Genomic DNA, 25,910 nt, shown 5'->3' on the forward strand with positions numbered 1-25,910 from the left:
AAGTCATACCTTGGATCACTAAAAACTCTGTCGCATTCGCAAGCAGGAAGCCGCCCGCCGTAAAGCGGGTCTATCCGTACAGCCGGGCGTAATAACCCCCGAGCGCCAGCAGGTCCTGATGGCTGCCCCGCTCGACGACCGTCCCTTGGTTCATCACGGTAATCAAATCCGCATGTTCCACGGTGCTGAGACGGTGGGCGATCAGAATGGTGGTGCGCCCCTTCATCAATACGTTCAGGGCCTGCTGTACCCAATGCTGGGATTCGTTATCCAGCGCGGAAGTTGCTTCGTCCAGCAGCAGAATCGGGGCGTTTTTGAGAATCGCCCGAGCAATCGCAATTCGCTGCCTTTGTCCGCCCGACAATGACGCTCCTCTCTCTCCCACCTGCGTTTTATACTGTTCAGGAAGCTCCTGAATGAAATGATGAGCGTACGCCGCTTTGGCAGTTTCAATCACTTCTTCATCCGTTGCATCCGGGTTGCCGTAGCGAATGTTTTCCTCAATCGTGCCGGTAAACAAGAACGGCTCCTGCGGAACGTATGCAATCTGCCTGCGGATTTCGTCCAGCGTGTAATGGCCAAACGGTTTGCCTTGGAGCAGGATTTCTCCGCTGTCCACAGGATAAAAGCCGAGCAGCAGCTTGATCAGCGTACTTTTGCCGCTGCCGCTGGCCCCCACGATCGCAGCGACCTGGCCGGGAAACACCTGCATGGACATGTCGACAAGCACCTTTTTATCCGCCTGATAGGAAAATTCCACATCGCGAAACTCCACCGCAGCCTCCGACACGAGCTGGCTGTGAGGAGATCCCAGACGCTCCGGTTCCTCTTCCTCTCTTAGTACCTCTTGAACCCGGTGAGCGCCCGCGAGTGAATTTTGGGTCATCGACAGAACCATACCCAAATTCAACAATGCGTGCGTCAGATTCACTTGCAGAACCGCCAGGGCGGCGACGCTTCCCATTCCCATCAGTCCGTAGGCATAAAGAAGACTGCCGATGACGATGATGCCGCAGAACGTGACGTAGCTGATAAAATGGTTCACCGCAGCCTGCATGCCGTTCTTCTGTGCCGTTTGTCGAAGCGTCTGTGTCATTTGTTCGTTCAACACCTCGTACTGGCCGTAAATCGTGCGGATGCGAAACAGCTTCACAATTTGAATGCCGCCCATAAAATCTTTGAATTTTTCGGTCATTTTACCGAGCGTTTGCAAGCCTTGTTCGGACAAGACGCGAATATCCCGCGCAAATTTCAGGCTGACCACGGAGGACAGCAGCAAAATGACGAAGGATACGCCGGCAAACCGCCAATCGATCAACACCATAGAGACAATGGAGCCGATGCAAAAGACAACTTGAAGCAGCAAAACGAAGTAAACCTGCGAGAATGTAAACTCAACGGTCGTTACGTCGTTGTTCACCCGCGACAGCAAGTCCCCATGGTGCGTCTGCTCCAGGAATCTCGGCCGCACCCGGCACAGCTTGTCATAAAGACGTTCGCGAATATTCAGCACAGTCAGCTCGACACTGCGCTGGTATAAGTAAATGAACCATGGAGAAATCACATTTTCCAGGAACAGGGCCGCGCCCAAAATAATAAAGGCTTCCATCATCAGGGACGTATCTCGGGACACGGCGAAATCAACCAAGTTATGTACGACCAAACTGAAGGCGATCAGGAACAATGTCTGGGTGAGCGCCGTCACGGCAAGGCCAATGGCGTACTGGGTTTTGCGCTTGCGGTTCATAAACGTCAGCAAGTAGCCGAGTTCTTTCACTTGCGAGAGCCATCCGCCCTTTTTCATTTGTACGCCACCTCCCTGCGTTCGGCAGACTCGGTAAATTCCTGGTAGTACGACTGGGCGTACAGTCCCTTCATCTCCAGCAATTGTTCATGAGTGCCCTTTTCCACAATATTTCCTTGTTCCATGACCCAAATTTCGTCGGCGTTTTGTACCGTAGAAAGCCGGTGGGCAATAACCATCGTGGTTCTCTGCTTCATCAATACTCCCAGCGCTTTCTGAACCGCGCTTTCCGACTCCGGATCAAGAGCCGACGTTGGCTCGTCCAGCAGCAGAACGGGAGCATCCTTCAGAAAAGCCCGGGCCATTGCAATGCGCTGGCGCTGCCCGCCGGACAAAAAGCCTCCGCGCTCTCCGACATACGTCTGGTAACCGCCGGGAAGCAACATAATGAAGGAATGCGCCTGAGCGACTTTGGCGGCTTCGATAATCTCGTCCATCGACGCTTCTTCCCGCCCGTAGCCGATATTTTCGGCGATCGTGCCGCTAAACAAATATGAATCCTGAGTTACCACGGAAAAATGCGACCGAAGCTGCTCCGGATCGGCGCCGTGGATCAGGCTGCCGAACACGCGGATCTCACCCTGGTCCTCCAGAAGCGAATAAAAGCCGCATACAAGCTTAAACACTGTGCTCTTCCCTCCGCCGCTCGCTCCGACAAGCGCGATCGTCTTCCCTTCCGGCACCGAGAAGCTAAGATTCCGCAGGATCGGGGAGCTCTCCTCATACCCGAAGGTTACGTTCTGAAACTCAATGGGGGCGGCGCTCGCTTTCGGAAGCGAACGGCCATTTTCCGTTTCGGTCGGCTGCTCGACGATTTCGGAGACCCTTCTCAGGGCACCGGTCATTTCGAACGTCCGCGTGATGAGCTCGGGAATATGCTCCAGCGGCTCCAGACACAGATTCAGCAAGTACAGGAAGGCGATCAGCTCTCCCGCGCCTAGCTGACCGTTGTAGATCAAATAGCTTCCGTAACTGACGGCGAAAATGATCGGGCTGATCATCAGCGTGGAAAGCAGCGGGTTGACCCAGGCTTCCCGCTTTTTCACGGCCAGCTTTTTTTGAGCCGTCAATTGCAGCAGCACTTGGTAGGAGCGAGATAACATACCGGATAGCAGGTAGCTTTTTACAATAGGCATCCCCCCAAGCGTATCCTGGAGGTTGACATTCATTCGGCCCATGTTCGCCTGGGCTTCCTCCGTCAACTGTTCCAGCTGCTTGCCGATCCATTGGGAAACCAGCAGCGCTACGGGAAATAACAGCAGGCTGTACAGCATCAGCTCCCATTGGAGGTAGATCAAATAAGCGAAACAGCCGATGAATAATAGCGGATGATAAAACCACTGGGCAAGGTCCCGAATCATAAATTGCTGGATGAGCTGCAGATCGTTGTTGATCCGCGACAACACGTCGCCGGAGTGCTGCTTTTCCAAATAGGAGACCGGGAGTTTGCCGATATGACGCATGACATGGTTGCGGATATCCTGCACCGCAGAGGCGCTGCTTCGCTCCACGCCGAAGCTCATGAAAAACTTCGCCGGCACACCGATCAAGATGACCACAAAGACCGTGTACACGATTTGCAGAACGTTTGGCCCCGCCCCCTTCTCGGCTTGGGTGGTCAGCTGCTCGATCAAACTTCCCGTCCATATCTCAATAACGGCGGCGGCAATTGCGGACAAGATACCGACGATCATCCAGCCTTTGTGACGGCTTACATAGGACATCAGCCAACGGAACGCTTTCCAGGTGGTGTAAGCGGTTTGGCGCTTGGAAGGCGCCGCTGTGCCTTGTTCTTGAACAGACGGCTGCCGGTCAGCTTCCATGCAGTACCCCGGCCTCCGCTTCGATCTGCCGCTTGACTTGCTCTAAGATGTCCCGGATGACGACGGCCGTTTCGTCCACGCGCGCGAGTTCCAGCAATTCTTCGTGCGCGCCCTCCAGCCGGTAATCGGCGTAAGCTTGCGTCGTTGCCCCCCGCCAAGACGGCAATTGGTGCTCCAGGCGGAACGCTTCGCTGTCCTTCGCAATCAGTTCGTAAATCCGGGCCGGGATCGTGCCGGAATTAATAAGCTGCGCTTCGTACGCCAAGGTCGCTTTGACCTTCCGATGAACACGCTCCCGCACGAGCGGGTTGCTCATTAATTCCTTCTCTTCTTCGTCGAAATCAGCAAGCGTTTCTTCAAGCTCTTTCTCCGACGTTTCGGAAGGCGTCAGCGTGTCCTTAATCCACGAGTCCACCATGAGCACGTCCGTTACGGAATACCCTCTTTTCTCCATCGTTTTGGCTACCTCGAACGTCAGGTTTCCTCCGAAGCAGTAGCCGAGCAGCACGTAAGGTCCTTCCGGCTGGATGCGGACGATCTCGTCCACATAACGGTTCAGCATCGCCTCGTAATCGGTGGCATCGTCGATAAAATCAATGCCGTAGAGCACGAACCGGCCGTCGAGCCTGCTTGCGAGCTCTCGGTAACCGATGCCAAAGCCGCTGCCCGGAGGGAAGCAAAACACGTTCAAATCTCCTGCTTTATTCAGCTTAATGAAGGAGTCTCCCCCTTTATCCAGGCCCAGATCCCCCTCTCCGAAAGCCATGGCTTCAACGGTTACATGATGGAATTGGCGGTTCAGCGGTATCTCAATGCCCGTTTCATCGTAAACGGCTTGAACGAGCCTCATCAGACTTAACGAATTGCCACCGAGCTCAAAAAAGTTATCCTTTACGCCGACCTGCGGAACGCCAAGCGTATCCTGCCAGACGCGGGCGATCTTCATTTCGAGCAGCGTTCTCGGCGCGACATATTCCGCTCCTCCGGCCGCGGCTTCCTCCGGCGTGGGCAGCGCTTTGCGGTCGATTTTCCCGTTCGGGGTCAACGGCATTCGCGAAAGCTGCACGAGGTGCGAAGGAATCATATACCCCGGAAGTTGCTTGGCGAGCTCCTCCTTGAGTTCATTCGCCGCCAGCTTCGTTTCCGCGACGTAATAAGCGACAAGCTGCTTATGGCCGTTCGCGTCGTCGCGGTCGAGCACCTTGGCTTCTTGCACGGCGGCGATCTTCAGCAGCTGCGTCTCGATTTCGTCCAGTTCGATCCGGTACCCGCGGATTTTGACCTGGTGGTCGATCCGGCCCAGGTATTCGATGTTGCCGTCCGGCAGCCAAGCCGCCAAGTCGCCTGAGCGGTACAGCTTCTCCCCCTCCGCAAACGGGGAATCGACGAACTTCTCCGCCGTCAGATCCGGACGGTTCAGGTATCCTCTCGCCAGGCCTTCCCCGGCCACGTACATTTCGCCGGCTACGCCGATCGGCACAGGGCGGCGGTTTTCATCAACGACGTACACGCTCAGCGTCGGAATCGGCTTACCGATATTGCTCTTCGCCGCCTCTATTTCGACCCACGTTATTTCCTTATACGTCACGTGAACCGTCGTCTCGGTAATGCCGTACATATTGATCAGCTTCGTCTCCGGGTACTTCGTCCTGAAGCCCTTGAGCAGCAGCGGACTGAGTGCTTCGCCCCCGAAGATGACGTTGCGAATCCGCAGATCGTACGGATGATCCGCCAAGATATTACGCAACAGCTGGTAAAAGTACGTTGGCGTCTGGTTCAAAATCGTGACCTGTTCGCGGCCCAGCAGCACCAGAAACTCGGCCGGATTTTTCGCTGTGAGCGGCGGTACAATGACCAGCTTGCCTCCGTACAACAGTGCTCCATACATTTCCCAGACGGAGAAATCAAAGCAGAACGAATGGAACAGCGTCCACGTGTCGGACGGCCCGAAGTCGAACAGATTCTTGTCGTTAAATAGAAGGCGCACGACGTTTTTATGCTCGATCAACGTGCCTTTCGGTCTGCCGGTCGTTCCCGACGTGTAGATGACATAGGCCAGGTTGCCCGACCCCGAAATCGGCTCCAGGTTCGATGCATCCAGCGCACCTGCCGAGTTCGCCCCGCTGTCGCCCCAAACGAAATCGTCAAATTCGAGGCGCGTTCCTGCGAAGTCGGTCTTCTCATGTAAATGCTTTTGAATCAGCAATAACGGCGCACCTGAATCCTCGATCATGAAGCGGATACGCTCCTCTGGGTAGTCGGGATCGACAGGCACGTAGGCTCCGCCCGCTTTGAGAATTGCCAGAATGCCGACGACCATATCAAGCGAACGTTCAGCCAGAATCGCTACCAGCTGATCCGCTTCGACTCCCTTCTCCCGCAGCGTCCGCGCAAGCCGGTTGGATCGCTCATTCAGCTCGCGGTAGGTCAGCTGCCGCTCGTTCATAACGGCGGCCACGTTGTCCGGGTAAAGCTCCGCCTGTTCTTCGAACAAGCCGTGAATCGTTTTCCCCTGCTCGAACCCGGTTTCTGTGTCATTAAATCGCTTCAGCAGCGTCTCCCTCTCGTCTGGGGACAGCACATCGGCTTGTCCAAGCTCCAGATCCGGCTCAAATAAAAGTACGGACAGCAACCGAACAAGATGGTCGGCCGCCTGTTCCACAAATGTCCGCTCGTACCGCTGCCCGTCAAAGCTTACTTCCAGCTCGATGGAGTGGTTTTGGCGGTCGAAGCGAAAAACCGTATCGGCTGCCACCCGGTTACCCAGCGGTTCCGAATGAAGTGGGGCGAAGGATGCGACGGTATTGACAATCGGTAGGCCGTCCACTGTATAGTCCAGATGGAGCGGCTCCACCATTTTCCGAAAAGGCAGGTGCTGATGCTCCAGCGCCTCGCCGATGGAGGCTTTGATGCCCCCGAGCAGCATTTTCAGCGTAGTCTGGCCGCTTACGGACGTCTTGATCACCAAGATGTCATGCGGCGGCGGAGTCCCGTCAGGATCTGCGCTATAAGAAGGCATGCCGACCAGCACTTGGTCCTGCCCGGTATATTTGAACAGCAGGCTTTTTACTCCTGCCAAAACAATCATGTACAAAGCCAAATCCGAACCGCTCGCGAGGCGAATGATTCTCTCCGAGAGTTCGCTCGGCAGAGTACGGTGAAGCAAATCCATATCAGCCGCAGCTTCCCTGCCCGCGGATAATTTGGAGGATTGACTGTAGGGAAGGAAGCTCAGGCTGCCATCGGCGTCAAACTTGCCGCTCCAGTACCGTTCTTCCTTTTCAAATAAAGATTTCATTCGTACCTCCCCTAAAAATGAAGTGACCGCATGCCCCGGCGCAGGTCCGAAAAGCTTGCTTTCGGCCTGCGCGTTTACGGGCTTGGACGTTGTTCGCCGTCTTCCATGGGATGCGCGCCGATTTCGCTTGACGGCGGAGGCGCGCTTGTAGGATTAAAACGCGAATTCGATCGTATCGACGGCACTCTTTGCGCCTGCCGCCGGTTTATGACATTCAATCCGGCTTAGCTCAAGTTGTGGATTTTCCGCAATTTGAGACAGTACCCGCAGGTAATCCTCGGTCAAGGTGCGGATCATCGCTTCTTTGAACAGCTTGGTGGCGTAGAAGAAGCCCCCGCTCAGCGCCCCGCTGTTTTCATACATAAACAGCGTCAGATCGAACTTCGCTTCTTCCAAATGGTTTAGCTCGTAATTCTTCAGGCTGACCCCTTCCAGTTCGGCGTCTCTTTCTTCAATGTTTTGCAAGTCGAAAACGGCATCGAACAGCGGGAAGCGGCCCGGCTCCCGCTTCACATTCAAACGCTCCACGAGCTCCTCGAATGGATAATCCTGATTCTCAAAAGCCCCCAAAGCGGTTTCCTTCACTTCTTCCAGGTAGGATAGGAACGTTTTGTCACCCGACGGACGATTGCGGAGCGCCAGCGTATTAACAAACATGCCGATGACCGGCTCCAAGTCGGCGTTTGTTCTTCCCGCCACCGGGGTGCCCACGATTAAGTCTTCCTGCCCGCTGTACTTGGACAGCAGCACGGTATAAGCCGCAAGCAGCACCATGAACAGCGTGCTTTCACACTCGGCCGCCAATTCGCGCAGCCGCGCAGAGAGAGAAGCTTCGAGGTCGAAATCCAGATGCGCGCCTTCGTAGCTGCGAACCGCAGACCGTTCGTAGTCCATCGGCAGGTCCGCTGTCGGCAGCTCGCCTTCGTAGGTTTGCAGCCAGTACGCTTCCTGCCGCCCGATCCGCTCTCGGTGAACCTCCGATTGCTGCCAAACGGCATAATCCTTGTATTGAATGCGTAGTGGCGGCAGTTCTTCCCCGGCGTAGAAACTCGAGAACTCATCCATCACAATCGCCATCGATACACCGTCGGACACGATATGGTGCATGTCAAAGAGGAGAATATACTGGTTCGGCTCCAGCTCGATGACCCCGGCGCGCAGCAGCGGCGGCTTGCCGAGATCAAACGGACGAACGAAGTTGCGGATGATCTGCTCGATTTGAGCTGCATCCTCTGTATCCGCTTGATGATGCTCAATAGCAAAATCGACCTGCGGGTAGATCCGCTGAACCGCTTCGCCCTTCACCATTTCAAAACCGGTGCGCAGCGATTCATGCCGTGTTATCAATTTCCACAAGGCGGCTTCCAACCGGTCTAAATCAAACTCACCTTCCACCTGCACCAGTTCCGGCATGTTGTAAAGCTGATCCGCTCCATCCAGCGTGTGCTGAATGAACAGCCGTTTCTGCGCGGAGGACAGAGGGTAGTACTCTCTCTGCTCCGCTTGAGGAATGGCCTCATGCTCCTGCCGTTCCATCCGGGCGATCGCCTCGGCCATCGCCGCAATCGTCGAGTGACGGAATACGTCGCGCAGCGGCAGGTTGACGTTTAATTCCTTAAATACCTTGCCTGCCAGCGTCGTCGCTCGCAGGGAGTGGCCGCCGATGTCGAAGAAGTTGTCGTGAACGCCAATCTCCTTCGCAAGCCCCAGCACCTCCCGCCAAATCGCCGCCAGCTTCGTTTCCAGCTCATTGCGCGGTGCGACGTACTCCGTTCCGCTTCCCGCTTCCCCTTCCGGCGCTGGCAGCGCCTTCCGGTCCATCTTTCCGTTCGCCGTCAGAGGCAGGCGCTCCAGCTCCACGAAGTACGACGGGATCATGTAGCCCGGCAGCTCCTGTGCCAGCGCACTGCGCAGATCGTTCACCAACAGCTCCGCTCCGGTATCCGGCGTGTAATACGCACATAGCATCTTCTGCCCGTTCGCGTCACTTCGAACCAGCACCACCGCTTCGCGCACACCTTCCACCCGCAGCAGCTGCGACTCGATCTCGCCCGTCTCGATCCGGTAGCCCCGGATTTTCGCCTGGTTGTCGATTCGGCCGATGAAGTCCACGTTCCCGTCCTCCATCCACCGCGCCAGGTCTCCCGTGCGGTACAGCCGCTCGCCCGCGACGAACGGACTGTCTACGAACTTTTCTTCTGTCAGCTCCGGACGGTTCAAGTACCCACGCGCCACGCCGACTCCGCCGATAACCAGCTCGCCCAGCACCCCGACCGGCACCGGGTTCAAATGCGCATCCACGATGTAGAATTTCGCATTCAGCCACGCTTTGCCGATCGGTACATGGCCTGTCTGCGGCAGCTTCGTCAGCGGCTCGTCATAGAAGCTTGAGTCGATCGCCGCTTCCGTCACGCCGTAGGCGTTAATGATCCGGAACAACGAGCCGAAGCGTTCCTGCAAGGTCCGGTAATCCGCCACGCTGCAGCTGTCCGAGCTCGTGATCAACAGCTCCATCCAGCTCATATCCAGCCGCTGCTCGTGCACGTACTCCAGGAACGGCACGATCAGCGCCGGCGTTGATTCGAAGATCGTCACTTGCTGCCGGCTGATCCAGTAGTGCAGACGAGACGGATCAATCCGGTCATCCTTCGGCACAATCACCATTGTGCCTCCGTTGTACAGCGTGCGTGCGATATCTCCCACGAACACGTCGAACGAGAAGCTTGCGAGCTGCAACAGCCGCACCGGGAACTGATCCAACCGGTATTCTCGCCGGTAGCCCGCCGCCGTGTTCACCAGGCTGCGGTGCTCAATCATTACGCCCTTCGGCTTGCCCGTCGTTCCCGACGTGTAGATGACGTACGCCAAGTCCTCGGGACGGGCTTCATAGAAGCTGTCCATACCAACATTCGAATGGCTTCCATTGCCTTCGTTCACAGCACCCGTCAGCTTGCTAGAGACTATGCCGGAAACCATACCAGAGCCCATCGGCGCATTCGCCCACTCCTCGCTGTACGACGCTTCGTCGTCCAGGTACAACACCGCCGCCAGCACCAGTTCCTCTTCGCCGAGCCAGGCTTCGGCACGCTCTCGCAGCGGCGTTTGTGTTAGCAGTACCTTCGCTCCGCTGTCTTCAAGCATAAACCGCACGCGGTCTGCCGGATAATCCGGGTCGAGGGGTACATACGCCCCGCCCGCTTTCCAGACAGCCAGCACAGCCACCAGCAAGTCCGCGGAACGCTCGGCGAGAATGCCGACAATCGTCTCCCGGCCGATGCCACTTGCACGCAGCGTGGCCGCCAAGCGGTTCGCCCGCTCGTTCAGCTCCGCATACGTCAGCCGGTCGTTCTCATACACGACGGCCGCCTCTTCCGGCGTGCGCTCCGCCTGTTCCTCAAACAGCCGGTGGAACGCGGCCGCAGGAGCCGCTTCCGGCTGCGCCGGGTTAAACGCGCCGAGAATTTGCTCTTTTTCCTCTGCCGCCAGCAAGTTCAGCTCGGCGATCTTCGCATCCGGACAGCTTACAATCGCTACGAGCAGCTGCTCGTAATGTTTCGCCAGCCGTTCGATCGTCTCCCTTTTGTAGAGAGCCGTCGCATATTCGAAGCTGTAATCCAAGCCGCCGTTCTCCTCGCCCACATCCAAGCTGATATCAAACTTCGCGGTATCCAGTGCGCTCGGATAAGGAATCAGGCGAAGCCCTTCCAGCTCAAATTCCTCGTTCTCCGTATTCTGCATCGTAAACAGCGTGTCGAAGAGCGGATTGCGGCTTAAATCACGGGTGACTTGCACCTTGTCCACCAATTCTTCGAACGGATAGTTTTGATGCTCGAAGGCGTGGAGGGTCGTTTCTTTGACTTCGTTCAGGTATGACAGGAATGTCTTCTCCGAAGCCGGATAACTGCGGATCGCCAGCGTGTTTAAGAACATCCCGATCAACGGCTGCACATCTCCATGATTCCTTCCAGCAATCGGCGTACCGACGATCACGTCTTCCTGACCTGAATATTTATGCAGAAGGACGTTATACGCCGCAAGCAGCACCATAAACAGCGTCGTGCCCGTTTCCGAGGCCAGCTGCTTCAGGCCGTCGGTTTTCGAAGCGTCGAAGAAAAACTCCAGCGTTTGGCCTTCGTAGCTCTGCACGGCCGGACGCGGATAGTCGGTCGGCATTTCTAGCACCGGAAGCTCGCCTTGGAACATGTCCAGCCAATACGCCTCCTGCTGCTGAAGCCGTTCCTTCTGCTCCTGCGAATGCTGCCAAACGGTGTAGTCTTTGTACTGAATGCGCAGCGGCTCCAATTGCTCTCCACCATACAAACGGGCGAATTCTTCAACAAAGATTTCCATCGAGACGCCGTCGGAAATAATATGATGCATGTCGTACATCAAAATATGGCGTTCCGGGGTCAGCTCGACAAGGCCTACCCTCAGCAGCGGAGGCTTCGCCAAGTCAAACGGACGGACGAAACGGCGAACCGTCTCTTCGGCCTCTTGCTCATCCGCTCGATAGAACTCCACCGCAAAATTCACGTCCTGGCAAACCCGCTGTGATGCTTCGCCATCCACCATTTCAAACCCGGTGCGTAGCATTTCATGCCGCGTCACGAGCTTACGGAACGTTTCTTCGAACCTTGCCTGGTCCAAAGCACCCTCCAGCACCATCGCCTCCGGCATGTTATAGCTAAGCTCCGCGCCTTCCAGTTGATTCAGGATAAAGAGACGTTTTTGAGCAAAAGATTGCGGATACACTTCTCGGTCAATCGCTACCGGAATGGAAACAAATGTATGCTCATCTAGTCGGGAAATAGCAGCCGCCATGCTCTCGATCGTGGAATGGCGGAACACGTCGCGCAGCGGCAGATCTGCGTTCAACTCTTGATGAATCTTGCTGACCAGCGTCGTCGCCCGCAGCGAGTGGCCGCCAATGTCGAAGAAGTTGTCGTAAACGCCAATCTTCTTCGTAAGCCCCAGCACCTCCTGCCAAATCGTCGCCAGCTTCGTTTCCAGCTCATTGCGCGGTGCGACGTACTCCGTTCCGCTTCCCGCTTCCCCTTCCGGTGCTGGTAGCGCCTTCCGGTCTATTTTTCCGTTCGGTGTCAGAGGTAGACGCTCCAGTTCCACGAAGTACGACGGGATCATGTACCCCGGCAACTCCTGTGCCAGCGCGCTGCGCAGATCGTTCACTGCCAGCTCGGCTCCGGTATCCGGCGTGTAATAGGCGCATAGTGCCTTATGCCCGTTGGCGTCACTTCGAACCAGCACCACCGCTTCGCGCACGCCTTTCACCCGCAGTAGCTGCGACTCGATCTCACCCGTCTCGATCCGGTATCCCCGGATTTTCGCCTGGTTGTCGATCCGGCCGATGAAGTCCACGTTCCCGTCCTCCATCCACCGCGCCAAGTCTCCCGTGCGGTACAGCCGCTCGCCCGCGGCGAACGGGCTGTCTACGAACTTTTCTTCTGTCAGCTCCGGACGGTTCAAGTACCCGCGCGCTACCCCGACTCCGCCGATGACCAGCTCGCCCAGCACCCCGATCGGCACCGGATTCAGGTGCGCATCCACGATGTAGAATTTCGCATTCAGCCATGCTTTGCCAATCGGCACATGGCCTGTCTGCGGCAGCTTCGTCAGCGGCTCGTCGTAGAAGCTTGAGTCGATCGCCGCTTCCGTCACGCCGTAAGCGTTGATGATCCGGAACAACGAGCCGAAGCGTTCCTGCAAGGTCAGGTAATCCGCCACGCTGCAACTGTCTGAGCTTGTGATCAACAGCTCCATCCCACTCAACTCCAGCCCCTGCTCATGCACGTGCTCCATGAACGGCACGATCAGTGCTGGTGTTGATTCAAAGATCGTCACTTGCTCCCGCTCTATCCAGTAGTAAAGACGAGACGGATCGATCCGGTCGTCCTTCGGCACAATGACCATGGTGCCACCGTTGTACAGCGTCCGCGCGATATCTCCCACGAACACGTCGAACGAGAAGCTTGCGAGCTGCAGCAGGCGCACCGGGAACTGATCCAACCGGTATTCCCGCCGGTAGCCCGCCGCCGTGTTCACCAGGCTGCGGTGCTCGATCATCACGCCCTTCGGCTTGCCCGTCGTTCCCGACGTGTAGATCACGTACGCCAAGTCCTCGGGACGGGCTTCATGGAAGCTGCCCATGCCGACATTCGGATGGCTCTCATCGCCGTCGTCCACAGCATCCGTCAGCTTGCCGGAGACCATGCCGGAGCCAATCGGCGCATTCGCCCGCTCCTCGCTGTACGACGCTTCGTCGTCCAGGTACAGCACCGCCGCCAGCGCCAGCTCCTCTTCGCCGAGCCAGGCTTCGGCACGCTCTCGTAGCGGCGTTTGCGTCAGCAGTACCTTCGCTCCGCTGTCTTCAAGCATGAACCGCACGCGGTCTGCCGGATAATCCGGGTCGAGGGGTACATACGCCCCACCCGCTTTCCAGACGGCCAGAACAGCCACCAGCAAGTCCACCGAACGCTCGGCGAGAATGCCGACAATCATCTCCCGGCCGATGCCACTTGCACGCAGCGTGGACGCCAAGCGGTTCGCCCGCTCGTTCAGCTCCGCATACGTCAGCCGATCGTTCTCGTACACGACAGCTTCCGCTTCCGGCGTGCGCTCCGCCTGTTCCTCGAACAGCCGGTGGAACGCGGCCGCAGGAGCCGCTTCCAGCTGCGCCGGGTTAAACGCGCCGAGAATTTGTTCTTTTTCCTCTGCCGTCAGCAAGTTCAGCTCGGCGATCTTCGCATCCGGACGGCTTACGATCGCCGCAAGCAAATGTCCGAAATGAGTCGACAGCCGCCGGATCATGCTTTCTTTATAAAGAGCCGTTGCGAATTCAAAGCTGCACTCCAGGCCGCCGTTTTCTTCCGTTACATCCACACTCAGGTCGAACTTGGCCGTGCCGTATTCGCTAGGGTACGAGGACAATTTCAGCCCTTCCAGCTCAAACTCTTTATCCTCCAAGTTTTGCAGGGAGAACATCGTGTCAAACAGCGGGTTGCGGCTCAAATCCCGGCTGACCTGCACTTTATCGACGAGCTCTTCGAACGGATAATTCTGATGCTCGTAAGCGCCTAAGGTCGTTTCTTTCACTTCTTCCAAATACGACAGGAAGGTCTTCTCCGAAGCCGGATAATTGCGGAGCGCCAGCGTATTGACGAACATTCCGATCAAAGGCTGCATGTCGCCGTGCGTTCTGCCCGCAATCGACGTTCCCACGATCAAATCGTCCTGACCTGTGTATTTATGCAAAAGCACGGTATATGCCGCAAGCAGCACCATATACAGCGTCGTTCCTCTTTGAGCGGCCAGCTGCTTCAAGCCTTCGTTCGTTGCCTCGTCCACGAAGGACGTCAGCGTTTGTCCCTCATAGCTCTGCACAGCAGGACGCGGATAGTCCGCCGGCATTTCCAGAACCGGCAGCTCGCCCCGGTAACGGTCCAGCCAGTAAGCTTCCTCGCGTTTCAACTGTACTTTTTGCTCGTCCGACTGCTGCCATACCGCGTAGTCCTTGTATTGAATGCGCAAAGGCTCTAATGACTCGCCGCCGTACAGACGAACGAGTTCATCGATTAACACGTCCATCGAAACCCCGTCGGAGATGATATGGTGCATGTCAAACATCAGTAAATAACGTTCGGCTGCCAGCTCTACGAGCTCGGCACGCAGCAACGGTGGCTTCGCCAAGTCGAAAGGCCGGATAAAAGCCTGCACGACTGCAGGCGCTTCTTCCTCGTTCGCATGACGGCACTCGACGGCAAAATCAACGCTCTCGTAAATACGCTGTACTGCTTCGCCTTGTACGATCTCAAATCCGGTTCGCAGCGTTTCGTGCCGTGCGATCAGTCCGCGGAAAGCCTTCTCCAGCAGGCTCCGGTCAATCGCTCCTTCCAGCAGCAGCACACACGGCATGTTGTAGCTCTGATCAGCTCCTTCCAGTTGATTCAGGATAAACAGCCGCTTCTGAGCTGAGGAAAGTGGATAATATGCTCTTTCGTCTGCCAGCGGAATCGACGAGAACGACTGCTCTCCGATTCGGGAGATGGCGAGAGCCATCTCTTCAATCGTCGAGTAGCGGAATACGTCACGCAGAGGCAGCTCGACGTTCAACTCCTGATGCACCTTGCTCACCAGTGTCGTTGCCCGCAGGGAATGGCCGCCCAAGTCAAAGAAGTTGTCATGAATCCCGATGTACTCCAATCCGAGCACGCTTTTCCATATTTCAGCCAAGCTGGCTTCCAACGGAGTCCGAGGCAGAGTACGTCCTTCGCCCGGCTGCAAGCTCTCCTCAGGCGCCGGGAGGGAGCGGCGGTCGACCTTGCCGTTCGTCGTCAGCGGGAGCCGCTCCAACTGGATCAGGTACGCCGGGATCATATAGGCAGGCAGTTCCTGAGAAAGCACGCTCTTCAGCTCGGCCGCCGGAAGCTCACGGTCCGCTTCATAATAGGCGCAAAGCTGCTTCTCGCCGGAGGCGTTTTCCCTCGCGAATACCGTCGTTTTCCGAATTCCCTCCACTTTCTGAAGCTGAGCTTCGATCTCGCCCAGCTCAATACGGAAGCCGCGGATTTTCACTTGGTCGTCCGTCCGTCCCACGTATTCGATCGTGCCGTCCGGCAGCCATTTCGCCAAATCCCCCGTCCGGTATATGCGCTCTCCCGGCACAAACGGATGGTCCACAAATTTCTCCGCCGTCAGCTCCGGCCGGTTATTGTAGCCCCGTACCAAGCCTTCTCCGCCGACGCAAAGCTCCCCGGCCACGCCGATCGGCAGAAGCTTATTCCGGCTGTCGACGATATACACCGTCGTATTGCTGATCGGCCGTCCGATAGGTACGGTAACCGCCGACTCATCGACAAAGTCGACCGGAAGGTACGTGGTATAAACCGTGCTTTCCGACGGGCCGTACAGGTGGTTGAGCCTGCCCGGTCCGATATGGGCGAGCGCTTTACGCACGTGTCCGACCGACACTCGCTCTCCTCCGAACAAAATCGCCCGGACATCCCGCAGGCAGTCGACGTTCACATCTACAAGGACGTTGAAGAAAGCCGTCGTAATCAGCATGACCGAGATGCGCTGGCGCTGGATGAGATCCGCCAGAAGGCCGATTTCCAGCAAAGTCTCGCGGGGAACCAGTACCAGCCGCGCTCCGTTGGTTAAAGCGCCGAAAATATCAAAAATCGCTCCGTCGAACGAATAGCTTGAAAGCTGGAGGACATGATCCTGCTCGGTGATGTCGATATAATTCGTATTTCGCACGATCCGCACGATGTTGCGGTGCGAAACAAGGTTGCCTTTCGGCTTGCCCGTCGTGCCTGACGTATAGATGACGCAGGCCAGATCTGTCGCTTCGGTGCCCGGATTCAGATTTGTGGCGTCCTTGTGATAGAAGGACTCGTCATCCAGTAAAATCACGGAGTCCGAACCCGCCAGGCGCTCGCGCAAGCGGCTTTGTGTCAGCATGACCTGCGCTCCCGAATCCTCAATCAAGAAACGGATACGCTCCTCGGGATATTCCGGGTCAATCGGTACGTAAGCCGCTCCGGCTTTGTGTGCCGCCAGCATGCCCACAACCATTTCGATGGAACGCTCAGCCATAATGGCGACCAGACGGCCTTTGGATATCCCGTGGCTACGCAAGGTACGGGCAAGGCGGTTGACGCGTTCGTTCAGCTCGCGGTAGGTCAGCTCTTGCCCATTCAAGGAGATGGCGGCTGCATCCGGGATGCGCTCCGCCTGCTCTTCGAACAATTGAATGAGCGTCTTCCCGCGCGGAAATTCCGTGGTGGTGTCGTTAAAACGTCCGAGAAGGTCGGCCTTTTCCGCCTCCGTCACAAGTTCCAGCTCGCCCACGGTAATTTCCGGATTATCCGTCACCTGCTCCAGCAGATGGACGAGATGCCCCTTGAGCCGCTCGATGCTGTCTTTATCGAACACTTCGGCGTTAAAGTCGAATCGAATTTCGATCTCGACTCCTGGCACCACGGTCACGTTGAAGTTATAGTTCGTCTGCTCCTCCATCTGAACGTCAGCGATCGTCAGGTCGCCGTGCTGCTGGTCGCCCGCCTGCTCCATCTGCTCGTCCACCGGATAGTTCTCGAAAGCGATGATATGGTTGATCAGGTTCTGCTTTTGCACGCTGCGCGCTTGAATTTCATACAGCGGATAGTAATCATAACGCCCGGACTCCAGCGCCCGCTCTTGGAGCTTCGCCATCAGGTCGGCGAACACGGTGTCCGCTTCGCTCGTGACGCGGACCGGCACCGTATTGATGAACAGCCCGATCATGGACTCGATGCCCGGGATTTCCACCGGTCTTCCGGCCACGACGCTGCCGAATACGGCATCGTTTGTTCCGTTATATTTTTGCAGCATCACGCCCCAAGCGGCTTGCAGCAGCGTATTGACCGTAATCAGGCGCTGTTTCGCCACCCGGTCCATCCGCTCGCTCAAGTCCTTGCCCAGCTCGGCGGTGACGTGATCAGCCGTAAATCTGCCGTTTGGCACCAGTTCCTTTTGTCCCGGGAGTACGGTTTGCCCTTCATAACCTGCCAGGAATGCCGTCCAATAGCCTGATGCCGCCTGATCGTCCTGTTTCTCCAACCATTCGATATAGGCGCCATAATCCGATCCCTTATCTCCCGCTGGCTGCTTGCCGGATGCCAAGGCCGAGTATGCCTCAAACAACTCCTGCGTCAGCTGAGCCAAGCACCAGCCGTCCATCAAAATATGCTGGAAACTCCACAGTACATGATAGCTTTGCTCTTCGGTGCGCAGGATCGTAAACCGAACGAGCTCGTCATGTTCCATGTCGAAGCCGCGAAGCTTGTCCTCCTCGGCCTTTTTATCCAAGTAAGCTTGTTTCTCGTCCACCTGCAAATGAAGCAGCTCTTCATATTCAAAACCAACCGGCTTGTCGCGGTATATGATTTGCAGCGGCTCGCCCGCCGGTCCTTTCACAAAATTCGCCCGCAGCACCAGATGACGTTTCGCAAGTTCCATCCAACTCCTCTCAAAAAGCTGGACGTCGAGCGCTCCCCGCATCGTAAACCGTGTCTGCTCGAAGTAAGCGGCCGTTTGCCGATCAAGCGCGCTGTGGAACCACATGCCCTTCTGCATCGGCGTAAGCGAGTAAATATTTTCGATTTCCCCGAGATAGCCCGAGCGCTGGGCGATTTGCTCCAATTCCGCGATGGTCAAGCCTTTAAATTGCACGTCGCTCGGCGTCAATTCGGTGTTTTCTTTGCCTGCGCAGTGGGTAATGAGCTCTCGGAGACTTTGCTCAAGCCGCTGAGCGAAGGCTTCCATGGTTTCCTTGCGATACTGCTTCCGGCTGTAGCTGAGATCGAGCGATAAAGCGCCGTCCAGCACCATGCCGTTGATATCCAGCACAAAGCTGCAGGCCTGCAGGTCGCTAGCCGGACTGCCGCTGGAATAAGAAGATATGCCGATCTCGTCCTGGTTGACATCATCGTCGAACTGGCCGAGGTAGTTAAAATTAATTTCCGGCTCTGCGCCCCAAACAAAGCCATCCTCCGATTTGGAGAGATAGCGGCATACGCCGTACCCAAGCCCCTTGTTCGGAATGCGGCGCAAGCTTTCCTTGACCTGTTTAATCTGATAGGCCAAATCCCGGTCGGTTTCCGGCTCCAGGACGACCGGAAACTTGGTCGTAAACCAGCCAACTGTGCGCGTGATGTCGATATCCGTTCCGATCGATTCGCGTCCGTGTCCTTCGAGATTGATCCGCACCCGTTCGTGTCCAGTCCACTTGCGAACGGCTATGCCGAGCGCCGTAACCAAAATATCGTTCATTTCGGTGTTGTAGGCCCGGTGAACCCGCTTCAGCAGCAGCTCCGTTTCTTCGGGAGTCAAACGGACGAACAGCGATTCGCTGTCCTGCTGCGTCGTAACGTCCGCCTCCAGATCCTTCGGCACGGCCGGAACCACCATTTGTTCCACGGCCTGCCAATAGGCCCGTTCCTTCGCCATCTCCGGGCTTTGCACGTAAGCGGCCAGCTGCTCGGACCAAGTGCGGTACGCATCCGTTTTCGCCGGGAGACGTATTTCCTCGCTTTTGCCGGCCTGCTCGTAACCCAGAGCGAAATCCTCCATCAAAATGCGCCAAGACACGCCGTCCACCACGGCATGATGAACCGCGAGCAGCAAATGATCGCCGTCCGCGCACCGGAACAGTCCCGCCTTCACGAGGGGCCCGTTCTCCAGATTGATGCCCGCTTGAATGTCCGTTGCCTTCGCTTCCACAGCCTGCGCGGTATTCTCCGCATCCTTGAAGTCGAACACGTCCAGCGTGAACAGCCCGCCTTCCTGAATCGCGCGGTTCCGCGCGCTAAACCATTGTTCCGTCTTGCGGAACACCATCCGCAAGGCGTCATGATGCTCGGCCAGCTTTTGCAGCACCTGACGCACCGTCTCTTCGTCGAAGCGTTCCTTCCGGTACAGCATCACCGACTGGTTGAAATGATGCGGGTCCGCAAAGGAGCTCTCGAAAAACCAATGCTGAATCGGCGTCAGCACCGTTTCACCCGTTATTTCGCCTTGATCGATGGTACGTCCGATCGGTTTCACATGCAGGCTGAGCTGTGAGATCGTCGGATATTTGAACAAATCCCGGATTTCCAGCTTGTACCCGGCTTGATGAAGCCGCGAAGATACTTGAATGGACTTGATCGAGTCTCCACCCAGCTCGAAGAAATGATCCGTTACCCCAACGCGATCGGCGTTCAATACCGCCTGCCACACATCGGCAAGCGTCCGCTCGGCTTCATTGCGGGGAGCTACGTACGCTCCACCGGTCAGTGCGTTTCCTTCCGGGGCGGGCAAAGCCTTGCGGTCGATTTTGTCGTTCGGCGTGAGCGGCATCCGCGGAAGCTGAACAAAATGCGCCGGAATCATGTAATTCGGCAATTTTTGAACCAGCGCGCTTCTCAGCTCGCCGAGCGTAAGCGGGCGGCCCGCGACCAGGTAAGCGCACAGTTCTTGCCCGCTTTTTCCTTCCCGCGCGATTACGATCGTCTCCTGCACGGAGTCGATCTTCAGAAGCTGCTCTTCAATCTCGCCGACCTCGATCCGGAATCCACGGATTTTCACCTGATGGTCGATCCGGCCCAAGTACTCCATATTTCCGTCCGACAGCCAGCGGGCGAGATCTCCTGTCCGGTAAAGGCGTTCTCCCGGCGCAAACGGATGTTCCACGAACTTCTCTGCCGTCAACTCCGGTTGGTTCAGGTAACCTCTCGCAAGCCCCACGCCTGCCACGCACAGCTCGCCGTCCACTCCCGGAGGCACAAGTTGTAGGTGGGCATCCAAAATAAAAATCCGGTGATTAGCCAGCGGGCGCCCGATCGGAATGACTCTGTGCTCCGGCTGCTGCTCATCCGCATCCCAAAGCGTCGTAACAATCGAAGCTTCGGTAGGGCCGTAAGCATTGAAATAATGGACCTTCGCTTTCCACTGCTGCACGAATTCGGCCGATACCGCCGAGCCTCCCGTTACAAGCTTTGTTAAGCTGGGCAGGCGGTCCGGGTTCAAATGAGCGCTGTACGTCGGAGGCAAAATCGCCGCCGTAATCGCATGCTCGTTCATATAACTCTCGAACAGGTGGGTGTCGAGAATTGTCTCGGCCGTCGGGATGTACAAAGCCGCGCCAAAATAGAGCGCTTTGAACACTTCCCAGCAGGATGCGTCGAACGACAAGCTGGCAAATTGAACGATCCGGTCATACTCCGTGATGCCCAGCCTCTCCGCGAACATCAGCTTCAAGCTCACCAAACCACGATGCTCCAGCATGACCCCTTTGGGTTTGCCCGTCGTACCTGACGTATAGATGACATAAGCCAGATCGTTCGGACCACTGGCCGACTCCAGGTTCGAGCCATCGTCGCTGTAAGTCTGCTTGTCATCTAGCGCCAGCACGGTCCCTTCGAACTGTACTTGCTGTAGCAGCTCTCTTTGAGTCAGCAGCAGCTGCGCGTTCGAGTTCTCCAGAATGTAGCGGATGCGTTCTTCCGGGTAATCCGGGTCGATCGGCACGTAGGCACCACCAGCTTTCAGAACCGCCAGAATGCCAACGACCGTCTCCAGCGATCTCCTGACCATCAAGCCTACCAGCTGATTAGGCAGTACGCCGACCGATCGTAGCGTACGCGCCAGCCGGTTCGCCCGTTCGTTCAGCTCTGCGTACGAAAGCCGCCGACCCTCAAAGACAACCGCCGTCGCCTCGGGAACCCGCTTCGCCTGCTCCTCCACGAGCTGATGAATCGTCCGATCACGAGGATAGTCCTTCTCGGTATCGTTAAAGCTTTGCAGTAATTGAAATTTCTCGTCCTCCGACAGCATGTCCGCCCGCACGATGTCCAGCTCCAACTCGTGAAGCCCCACGACCAGCAGGCGATTCAGATGGCCGACGACCCGAGTCATGAACTCGGAGTCATATAAGTGCTCGTTATATGACAGCGCTAGCTGTATCGTCCCGCCGGTTAAACTGAATTCAAAGGAACAGTCCGTGACCACGTTTTGCCCAATTTCGTCCAGATGCAGCTCCTTAAGGGATACTAGCGTATGCACAACGGGTATCCCTTCTGCATATTGCAGATCCAGCTTCTCCGTCATTTTCAAGAACGGAATATGTTGATGCTGAATCGCTTCCGGCAAGGAAGTCCTCAGCTCGCTCAGAAGCGTTTTAAAAGTCGCACCCGCCGAAAGCGAGTTTTTCAAAATGACCGTATGATTAACAGATCGGCGCGTCTCCGCCTTTTTCCGCACAACCGGCATGCCGACCAGAATGTCTGAAGCGCCTGTATATTTATGCAAGAGTGCCTGAACACCGGCGAGCAAAATCATAAAAGCGGCCAGCGGAGCGCCCTTGCTCATTTGAAGGACGCGCTGCGCCGCTTCCTCCGACAGCGAACCGCCGACGGTTTTCACAATGGGCACCAGGGAGCTTGGAGCTTTGCTATAAGGCAGCCGCGTCAAGGTATAATCATCGCTACCGAATTTTTCGTTCCAAAACAACGTTTCTTTTTCAAAAGCCATCTGGATCGTTCCCCTCTCTTCATCGGTAAAAGCAATCCGGCGGAGCACATGCCGCAACAACGCTCCCCGCCTTTTCAAACATGTGACAACAATGCCAATGGCTTTCGCCAGGTCACCGCTTCGCTTGCCCGGTTGATCGCATGCGGCAATCCTCTGCCTAGCAGCTGTCTCGCTAGGCTCCCATGCGTGAAAGACAACAAAAAACATCGTTCTACACAAGAGATGCGGCTGCTTCCGGCTCCTCTGCTTCAATATGCTTGCTGTGGACGAGCCAGACGGGCTTTGGTTTAACAGGGGGTTCGGAATTGGATTTGGGGGTGGACAAGGGATGTTCCTCCCATCGATGTAAGGTTTGCTGTAGGGTTCCGGCCGGCCAGCAGAAAGTCGGCCGTACCTCCGGATTCGGCAACGGAGCTGCCTTTGTCGAAGCCTATGTTTAAGGGGTATTGATACACTCTATGTACGATTTGTGTATTCCCCCGCAGCCCTGGTGTGGATAAGTAAAGATCCCGCTGCGGGGTAGTGAGCTTTTCCTGACGATTAGATGTGACGATGGTTGCTGCATGAGGCTCAAAGAATGCCCCGTATGGCATGAACGGGACTGCACTTGGATTGGCGGTGAATTCCATGCTGCCTGACGGTACCGCAGGCAGCATGGGGAGAAAATCTTGCATTGGGGTGAAAGCGCTATCTTAACATCAGGGCCGCACGGTCCCAGGAAGGCACTTCCGTGTCTCTTGCCGGCGCGCGCGCGGGTCAACGGATTGGTCGAGCTTAGGTCGTTACCAGCAAATCCTGGGTCTCCTGAGAGATCACCTGCTGCATACTGGACTTGATAATGTCGCAGCCGGCGGCCAGATGCTCCATCGAGACGGTCAGCGGAGGCATGATCTTCAGTACGCGGTCTCCTCTGCCGGCTCTTTCAATGATGAGCCCGTTCTCGAAGCTGATCTCTGTCATCCGCTTCGCCCCGGCTTCATCCATGAAGCCCGAGACGTCAATGCCCCAGATCAGGCCGAGTCCGCGAATGGCGATGGACGGATGCAGAGGCTTGATTTCTTTGTCAAGGAACGAGCGCACAAACTCTTCCTTCTGCTTCACCTGGGCTTCCAGGTCGGCTCTGTCCCGGAACTCGAGAGCGGCCTTGGCGGCCACAAAAGCGAGCTGGTTACCGCGGAAGGTGCCGTTGTGCTCGCCCGGCGTCCAGAGATCCAGTTCGGGCTTCAGCAACAGGAGGGACATTGGCAGGCCGTACCCGCTGATCGACTTCGACAGGGTAATGAGATCCGGCTCGATCCCCGCACGTTCGAAGGAGAAGAATTCGCCTGTCCGGCCGCAGCCGACTTGAATCTCGTCGGTAATGAGCAGGATATCGTGCCTGCGGCAAAGCTGTTGCAGCCCGCGCAGCCAATGTGCGTCGACGACGTGAATTCCGCCTTCGGCTTGTACCGTTTCAAGCAGGATGGCGGCCGGCTTGTCGATTCCGGAGTGCGAATCAGTCAGGATATTCTCGATATAGCCGAGCGTATCCATGTCTGCGAAAGCCCCGCTCGGGTGCGGCATGAACGTAACTCCGTCCAGAGGGAGCCCCGCCCCTTCCCTCATGGACTTGGAACTTGTCACCGACAGGCTGCCGAGCGACATGCCGTGGAAGCCGCCCATGAATGCGAATATCCCGGTTCTCTTCTTCGCCTTGCGTGCAAGCTTCAGGGCCGCTTCCACCGCGTTTGTCCCCGTCGGACCGCAGAATTGAAGCTTGTAATTCAGCTTCTTCGGCTCCAGGATCCGCTCCGAGAAGCTCTGGATGAATTCGCGCTTGGCCATTGTATACATATCCAGACCGTGCATAATCCGGTCGGAGGTCAAGTAATCGAGAACCCGGTCCTTGATATAATCGTTGTTATGACCGTAATTCAGTGCCCCGGCACCTGCAAAAAAATCAATATATGCTCTTCCGTCCTCAGAATACAACAGGTCGCCCTTGGCCCGGTCGAATACCACCGGAAAGCTTCTGCAGTAAGATCTTACGTTGGATTCCAGCTTTTCAAAAATGCTCACTCGCTTCATCCTCCATCGGAATTGGGATAAGGTTGGCTCCATCCTTTCTGAACCTTCCTTTCTGAACCTTCTGACGTCATGGAGCAACATATTCTCGGCTGTCATTTTCCACAATTGTCGGTCCCCGCAAGTGGACTGGTCTCTCGCGCACAGCTTGGATAGGTATAAAAACCCTCCAATTCCATGTTCTAGCATAATAGGAAAGAAGACCTAGGTAGAATTATATCAAAATTTCGAAGAATGTATAGTAAAACTTTTGTTAAATATAGTAAAACTTTTGTTAAATTTGGTCTATCAAACACAATGTGTTAATATTTTGCCTAAAAAGAGTGAATGGAGAAGAAACGCTGGGAATGGTTTTCCATTAATCGAGGAATTCGACGCGTATCGACATTCAGGCGAGGTGTCGGCCAATTTGGGAGATCTTCCCTGTAGACATTCTCTGCCGGTGCTCCAAATCCTTGCGCTTTGCGATAACTTAACATGATTACCTGACGAATTTCTGGAAGCCTGGCTGGAAACGTGACCAGATGTCGGCTGGATATTCTGCTGGAAAATCCGTTGGATACTCGGTTGGAACACCTGATGACTGCCCAGCTGGAAGCTGGCCGCAGCGTCCGCTCGGATGGCAGCCGGCATAGTTTTGTATCCCGCCGTCTTCACTGCGCCTCTGCTAGAGTAAAGGGCAGATAAATTCTGCCCCTCCTCATCAAACCGTACGTGAGGTTTTCCCTCATACGCTTTCCGATGTTCGTCATTCATGTGCATGCAGATTACAATAGCGTTCTGAGTCCAAGTTGAACGGACAATGATTTCACTTCGCGTAATGAGCTCCTCCATCGAGCGCGTTGACGCTTCTTGGCATACCATTTTGTGAGTCGCTGAAGGATGTACCAGTCACGTTTAGCCATCTTCCTTTGGCTGTAGGTCGTAACGTAGTAGTTACGCCAACCCTGTATTTTCGGGTTTAAGTATTCCAAATGTTCTTGAAATGATTTGTGACGCATATTCGCAGGGGCTAGTCGTTCCTTCACGACTTCCCTAATTCGCTCCTCTGCCTTACGGCACAGCCATTGTTGGGTCGTATAATATACTTGGCTTTCGGAAGTTTCGACCTTCGTCTTTCGGTGATGCATGCCTAGGAAGTCGAAGCCTTCTTCTCCTGTCCATACGTTTTGGTCGGGTGTAACGTTAACTCCAGACGTTCCATTATCGTTCGAATGATCTCGTATGCCCGATCCGCATCCTTCTTGGGGATATATTGGCGCTTTACGGTTTGCTGATGGTAGTCGCCTTCTTTAAAGAGTCGATGACATTCGTGCACGAAGAACATTTCTCCTTGCTTCTCAATATCAGCCAGCGTCTCCCCATCAATTCCAGCAGAGCCCTTATTGGCTCGTACTCTCCGCCATGCTTCCCACAGGATGTCTAACCGGTAGACCTTGTCATACAGAGCGTGAAATCTTCGCTTCTTGCTTTCCTTGGCCGCATGACCTAGTTTCTCTTGGAGTTGTTGAACGTTTTCCTTTGGTGTCGTTAGCCGTTTGGCATTCACTGACTCGTACCTCCCTTAAGAAACATGAACAAGGCAGGGCTCCTTTCCTCCCGCAGGTTGTGTAGTCCTGCGTTCCTCGGTGTAGAGTCGAAGGAGGTCGGCTTGTGCCTTCCTCCGTCCACTCGTTCAAACAGATCATGCAGTTTTCCCGCAATCCGCTTTCCTTCATGTCACCCTCTGGGTGCAGTCCGTAGGTTCAAGTCTGGTATTAACGACAGGAGGTTTACCAATTTGTACTTGGAGTAGAGGACGGATTCATGCAACTTTTTCCATCCCATGTTGCGCCAGCATTTAAAACGGTGA

Annotated in this window: 8 protein-coding genes; 1 reads left to right on the plus strand and 7 read right to left on the minus strand. The window is 55.9% G+C overall.

Going from position 1 to position 25,910, the window contains the following annotated elements:
• Window positions 1-70: 70 nt before the first annotated feature.
• The 5 genes from ACR32F_RS28370 to ectB form a co-directional block, all read right to left on the minus strand.
• Window positions 71-1,804 (minus strand): ABC transporter ATP-binding protein, encoded by a 1,734-nt coding sequence (locus ACR32F_RS28370; protein WP_440113061.1) that lies wholly within the window; start codon window positions 1,802-1,804, stop codon window positions 71-73.
• The gene (locus ACR32F_RS28375) at window positions 1,801-3,627 is read right to left on the minus strand and encodes an ABC transporter ATP-binding protein (protein WP_440113064.1); all 1,827 of its coding nucleotides are present in this window, start codon (window positions 3,625-3,627) and stop codon (window positions 1,801-1,803) included. Before ACR32F_RS28375 ends, ACR32F_RS28370 begins: the two co-directional genes overlap by 4 nt.
• The gene (locus tag ACR32F_RS28380) at window positions 3,617-6,925 is read right to left on the minus strand and encodes a non-ribosomal peptide synthetase (protein ID WP_440113067.1); all 3,309 of its coding nucleotides are present in this window, start codon (window positions 6,923-6,925) and stop codon (window positions 3,617-3,619) included. The genes ACR32F_RS28375 and ACR32F_RS28380 overlap by 11 nt, the downstream gene beginning before the upstream one ends.
• Window positions 6,926-7,078: 153 nt before the next feature.
• Window positions 7,079-21,994, minus strand: coding sequence for an amino acid adenylation domain-containing protein (locus ACR32F_RS28385; protein WP_440113070.1), 14,916 nt, complete (start codon window positions 21,992-21,994; stop codon window positions 7,079-7,081).
• Between the two features lie 774 nt (window positions 21,995-22,768).
• Entirely contained in the window at window positions 22,769-24,052 is a 1,284-nt protein-coding gene (ectB, locus tag ACR32F_RS28390; protein ID WP_440113073.1) for a diaminobutyrate--2-oxoglutarate transaminase, read from the minus strand.
• A 522-nt stretch (window positions 24,053-24,574) separates the two neighbouring features.
• On the opposite strand from ectB, the gene ACR32F_RS28395 reads away from it, so the two are divergent.
• Window positions 24,575-24,745 carry a hypothetical protein gene (locus tag ACR32F_RS28395; RefSeq protein WP_440113076.1) on the plus strand — a complete coding sequence of 57 codons (171 nt, stop codon included), beginning with the start codon at window positions 24,575-24,577 and terminating at the stop codon, window positions 24,743-24,745.
• 80 nt (window positions 24,746-24,825) lie between these two features.
• Here ACR32F_RS28395 and ACR32F_RS28400 read toward each other — a convergent pair whose 3' ends face one another.
• Together ACR32F_RS28400 and ACR32F_RS28405 are read right to left on the minus strand one after the other, a co-directional pair.
• A complete protein-coding gene (locus tag ACR32F_RS28400; protein WP_440113079.1) occupies window positions 24,826-25,188 on the minus strand; it encodes a group II intron maturase-specific domain-containing protein in 363 nt (120 codons plus the stop codon).
• 2 nt (window positions 25,189-25,190) lie between these two features.
• Complete coding sequence (locus ACR32F_RS28405; RefSeq protein WP_440113082.1) at window positions 25,191-25,607, minus strand: hypothetical protein; 417 nt, start codon at window positions 25,605-25,607, stop codon at window positions 25,191-25,193.
• Between the last annotated feature and the right edge of the window lie 303 nt (window positions 25,608-25,910).

The organism is Paenibacillus hebaui, from assembly GCF_051934385.1.
GTDB lineage: Bacteria > Bacillota > Bacilli > Paenibacillales > Paenibacillaceae > Paenibacillus.

Coding starts and splice junctions, on each gene's coding strand:
- ACR32F_RS28375 (WP_440113064.1), bottom strand. CDS start 3,627: ATGGAAGCTGACCGGCAGCCGTCTGTTCAAGAACAAGGCACAGCGGCG.
- ACR32F_RS28380 (WP_440113067.1), bottom strand. CDS start 6,925: ATGAAATCTTTATTTGAAAAGGAAGAACGGTACTGGAGCGGCAAGTTT.
- ACR32F_RS28385 (WP_440113070.1), bottom strand. CDS start 21,994: ATGGCTTTTGAAAAAGAAACGTTGTTTTGGAACGAAAAATTCGGTAGC.
- ACR32F_RS28370 (WP_440113061.1), bottom strand. CDS start 1,804: ATGAAAAAGGGCGGATGGCTCTCGCAAGTGAAAGAACTCGGCTACTTG.
- ACR32F_RS28400 (WP_440113079.1), bottom strand. CDS start 25,188: ATGCATCACCGAAAGACGAAGGTCGAAACTTCCGAAAGCCAAGTATAT.